The 3,528-nt window shown below is 67.4% G+C and carries 5 protein-coding genes; 3 read left to right on the top strand and 2 right to left on the bottom strand.

The annotated features are described in order from the left end of the window. Positions 1 to 34: 34 nt before the first annotated feature. Both AC069X_RS37360 and AC069X_RS37365 read right to left on the bottom strand, forming a co-directional pair. Positions 35 to 844, bottom strand: a complete 810-nt coding sequence (locus tag AC069X_RS37360; RefSeq protein WP_478736064.1) for a class I SAM-dependent methyltransferase — start codon at positions 842 to 844, stop codon at positions 35 to 37. Next, positions 841 to 2,130, bottom strand: coding sequence for an XRE family transcriptional regulator (locus AC069X_RS37365; RefSeq protein ID WP_478736066.1), 1,290 nt, complete (start codon positions 2,128 to 2,130; stop codon positions 841 to 843). The genes AC069X_RS37360 and AC069X_RS37365 overlap by 4 nt, the downstream gene beginning before the upstream one ends. A 364-nt stretch (positions 2,131 to 2,494) precedes the next feature. Here AC069X_RS37365 and AC069X_RS37370 point away from each other — a divergent pair, with 364 nt between their 5' ends. From AC069X_RS37370 to AC069X_RS37380, 3 genes are read left to right on the top strand one after another with little or no spacing between them, the layout of a single operon-like run. Further along, entirely contained in the window at positions 2,495 to 2,713 is a 219-nt protein-coding gene (locus tag AC069X_RS37370) for a hypothetical protein (RefSeq protein WP_478736068.1), read from the top strand. 8 nt (positions 2,714 to 2,721) lie between these two features. Continuing rightward, the gene (locus AC069X_RS37375) at positions 2,722 to 3,156 is read left to right on the top strand and encodes a glycine-rich domain-containing protein (protein WP_478736070.1); all 435 of its coding nucleotides are present in this window, start codon (positions 2,722 to 2,724) and stop codon (positions 3,154 to 3,156) included. Then, entirely contained in the window at positions 3,153 to 3,464 is a 312-nt protein-coding gene (locus tag AC069X_RS37380; RefSeq protein ID WP_478736072.1) for a hypothetical protein, read from the top strand. The genes AC069X_RS37375 and AC069X_RS37380 overlap by 4 nt, the downstream gene beginning before the upstream one ends. The last annotated feature ends 64 nt before the right edge of the window (positions 3,465 to 3,528 follow it).

Here is a 3,528-nt window from a genome sequence, read left to right on the forward strand (position 1 = left end):
TCTCTCGTCTCGGCGGCCGGCGGCCGGTTGTGGGTCATTGGCAGATGAGGATGCCGCCCAGGCAAGTGACGCGGAATGCGCCTTCGTCGTGGATGACCTTGTTGATCCGCTCTCTTGCGCGCTCGATGGTCTCCTTGAAGGGGACACCCATCTGGTCGGCCCAGGCTTCGTAGGAGGCAAGGTGGGCGATGACGGGTTCGGCGTTGGGTACCTCGATCACCCCGGGCAGGGGGATGGTGCGGATGTGGTCGAAGACCGTGCCGAGGACCGTCGGGGCGTCTTCCAGAGTGAAGCGGGCGGAGAGCTGCACGCGGGCCGGGCCTTCCTTGGTGCCCAGCACGTCGCCTGCGGCACGGCGCCAGAGGTCTTCCAGTTCGCGTTTGTCGGTACGGCTGTTGGTGGAGACGATCGCGATACCGCTGGGCGAGAGGACACGTTGCAGTTCCCGGACTGCCTGGGCCTGGTTTTCGACGTGGTAGAGCATGTGCAGGGCGAGGACGGCGCCGAGGGTGCCGTCCGAGATGGGCAGCTGTTGGACGTCGGCGACGACGGCTCCCGGGATTGCGGTGAGTATGCCGTGGGATACGTCCATGGGGAGCACGGTCAGGTCGGGACGTTCCTGCCGCACTCGGGCGACGAACTTGCCGTTCCCGCAGCCCACGTCGGCGACCGCGCCGCGTATGCCCTTCAGTTGGTTCACGACGATGCGCGGCAGGTCGTGGCGCGGGGTCTGCCACTGGTACAGGGACTGGCGAGCGGCGAGGTGCTGCCCCGTGCCGTATGCCTTCGTGGAGAGGAGGCGGCGGTCGGTGACCGAGTGATCGTGTGCGGGTTGGGCGGTCATCGGTCCTCCGTGCGGTTGCTGATGTGAGTGGACCGGCCGGTCACCTCGTGGATCTGTGCGCGAAGGTCGATGGCCGACTGCGCGTCACGGTACGGCGCGCTGCCGAGTAGCCTGCCCAGATTGCGCAGCCTGATGGTGATGCTGGCGGTGTGCGTCTTGGACGCAAACACCTCTGAGAGCTTCGCGCCGGCCTCTTCGAGTTCGCCGCTGGCTACGTGAGCTGTGGCCAGGTCCAGGTGCGCGGCTTGCAGGTCGCCGGGGGAGAGGTCTTCTTCTGGGCCGGCCTGGTACAGCTCCAGCGCGCGGTTCGAGGCGGAAATGGCTTGCCGGATCTGCTCGCGACCTCCGACCGCCAAGAGGGTGGTGCCGGAGTACGTCCACTGTTTGGCCTCGGGAAACGAGAAGATTCCGGGTAGTTCGTCCGGCTTCGAAGCCAACCGTGCCTCTTGGGCCAGACCGAGGGACCGCAGGGCGCTGCGGTTGTCTCCTTCGGCTGCGCGGGCTCGTCCCTCAAGACTCAGAAGACGTGCCTTGATGGTTCCTGAGCCAGGGGCTCGACCGTCGTTCAGGCCGGCCTGGGCGAGGTCCCCTGCCCGCCGGTAGTCCCCCGCCCAGTAGGCGGCGAGGGATTGGAAGGACCGTGCCCAGGCGCGCAGCTTCGGATGCTGGGCGATCTCTGCGCACTGGACAACGGTGCGAGCGTGCGTGGCGGCGGCAGAGCGGTCGCCGAGGTCGAGCGACACATGCGCCGCAAGACCGGACAGCCACCCCGCGACCACATACAGACGAAGAGTATGGGCAGGCGGCTGGCGCCCCTCCAGTAAGCGAGACACCTCGGCGCGGACGGTACGGATTTCCGGGACCAGGAGCGACAAGGGACGGCTGACGAAGTGCCGGGCGAGCCGTTCGACGTCGGCTTCGAACTGCTCCAGCACGAGGGAGTTGACGTTCGTCTCCGCCGCGTACCGCGCAAGTCGACTGGACAGCTCTGTATCGGCGGCAAGACTTCGAACGTCATCAGTCGGGGCCGCCGGTCGTGTGCCCGACCCCTTCGGGTAGAGGCCGAGGTCCGCATCGCTGGCTACCTGGAAAACCTTGCAGAGGGCTGACCTGTACTGACTGGCAGGCCAAGTGATGGCTCCACGCTCGAGGCGTGAGAACCAGTTCGCGTCGAGCTCCGGATCCCGCCCGGTGGCTGCCCGGACCTCGGCACAAACGCGCTCCGCAGCCTGGGCCTGAGTCCAGCGGTGCGAATGTCTGTGCCTGCGAAGCGCCTCGTTCGCCATCGTCCCGCCATCCCCTGATCGAGTCGGGCGCCAAAAAGCGTAGCGGCATCTGCCTAGTGGATGCCCACAACTTGCCCAGTGGAATGCCCTGTTAGAGGTATTGCCAGCGGAGTTGACTGAGCACGGCTGCCCAAAGAGGTGGTCTCTCGCCTTCCAGCAGACCAGAGCCCCTGATCGAAATCGAGGAGAGGCGCGATGTCCCCTGAACGGCGTAAGCGCCAGAACACGGCCGACGCAATCGGCGGAGGATCTCGCAGCAGTCCTCCGTGGGCACTGCAGGTCACAGCTCCACCCAGCCAGGATCTTCTCGACCGCGCTCGTCGTGGCTGGGAGCGGTTCCTCGACTCCTTCGAGGAGACCTCCGATGAGTGAGCAGTACGAGTACGTCCCCCACCGTCTCCTGCGCCGTCGTGTCCGGGACATCGCGTCCGGGGTCGAGGGGGTTCTGATGGCGGTGATCCACGAGAACGTCTCCGACACCGATATCGAGCGCTGGATGGAACTCGCCTACATCCGGGGCGCCTCGGGCCGCGAGTTCACCACCGCCGTCACCAACATCGAGCCGGCCACCCACATCCCCTGAGGAGCGCCATGTCCACTCCACCCCCACCACCGTGCAGCACCAAACCGCACACCCCGCCCACCCCCGCCCTGGGTGGCCTCCTGGACGACACGCAGTTCAGCGCCGTCCGCGCCACCGTCCTGGACGACAACCCCGACATGGACCCCGAGCTGGCGGCCCGGGTCGTCACCGAAGCCCTCAAATTCGTGGCAACGGCCGCCCAGGGCGCCGACCTGACACCCTCCCGCCTCGTGGACAAGGGCTGGCACGCCCTCATCCTGCACACCGCCCTCTACAAGCAGTTGTGCACCCACCTGGGCGGCTTCGTCGACCATTACCCCACCCCCCAGGGAACGGAAGGCGCCCCGGACCCGATTGCCCGGACCATCAGGTCGATCGAGCGGGCCGGATTCTCCGTGGACCACCAGCTCTGGCACGAACCCGTCCTGGCCGGCGCCCGGTGATTTCCACCGACTTCACCACCACCACAACCGACGTCGTGACCTGCGAGGCCTGCTGGCGCAACCCCGTCCAGGCCGCCCGCACCACCACCCACACCACCCGCCGAGACCTGCTCTGCGTCCCCTGCGCCCAGGAGAACAACCCCATCCGAGTCGCCCTTTTCCCGCCCCTGGGCATCTACAAGCTCACCTGGAGGAACACCACCATGGGAAAGCACCGCAACCCCGGCTACCCCGAACAGCCGCCGAACCCGGGCCCCCCGCTCCCCTCGCCCCCGCCCACCCCCACCCCCGGCCGCCCACCCGTCTAGCACCCTGACGTACCTCTGGTGCAGGTATCAGCCCGAGACGGCCGCCGGCCGCCGAGATCCGAGG

Source organism: Streptomyces sp. NPDC043896, from assembly GCF_056435605.1.

Excerpts from the sequence above, each read along its gene's own strand:
- AC069X_RS37360 (WP_478736064.1), bottom strand. The coding sequence starts at position 844 with ATGACCGCCCAACCCGCACACGATCACTCGGTCACCGACCGCCGCCTC.
- AC069X_RS37365 (WP_478736066.1), bottom strand. The coding sequence starts at position 2,130 with ATGGCGAACGAGGCGCTTCGCAGGCACAGACATTCGCACCGCTGGACT.
- AC069X_RS37370 (WP_478736068.1), top strand. The coding sequence starts at position 2,495 with ATGAGTGAGCAGTACGAGTACGTCCCCCACCGTCTCCTGCGCCGTCGT.
- AC069X_RS37375 (WP_478736070.1), top strand. The coding sequence starts at position 2,722 with ATGTCCACTCCACCCCCACCACCGTGCAGCACCAAACCGCACACCCCG.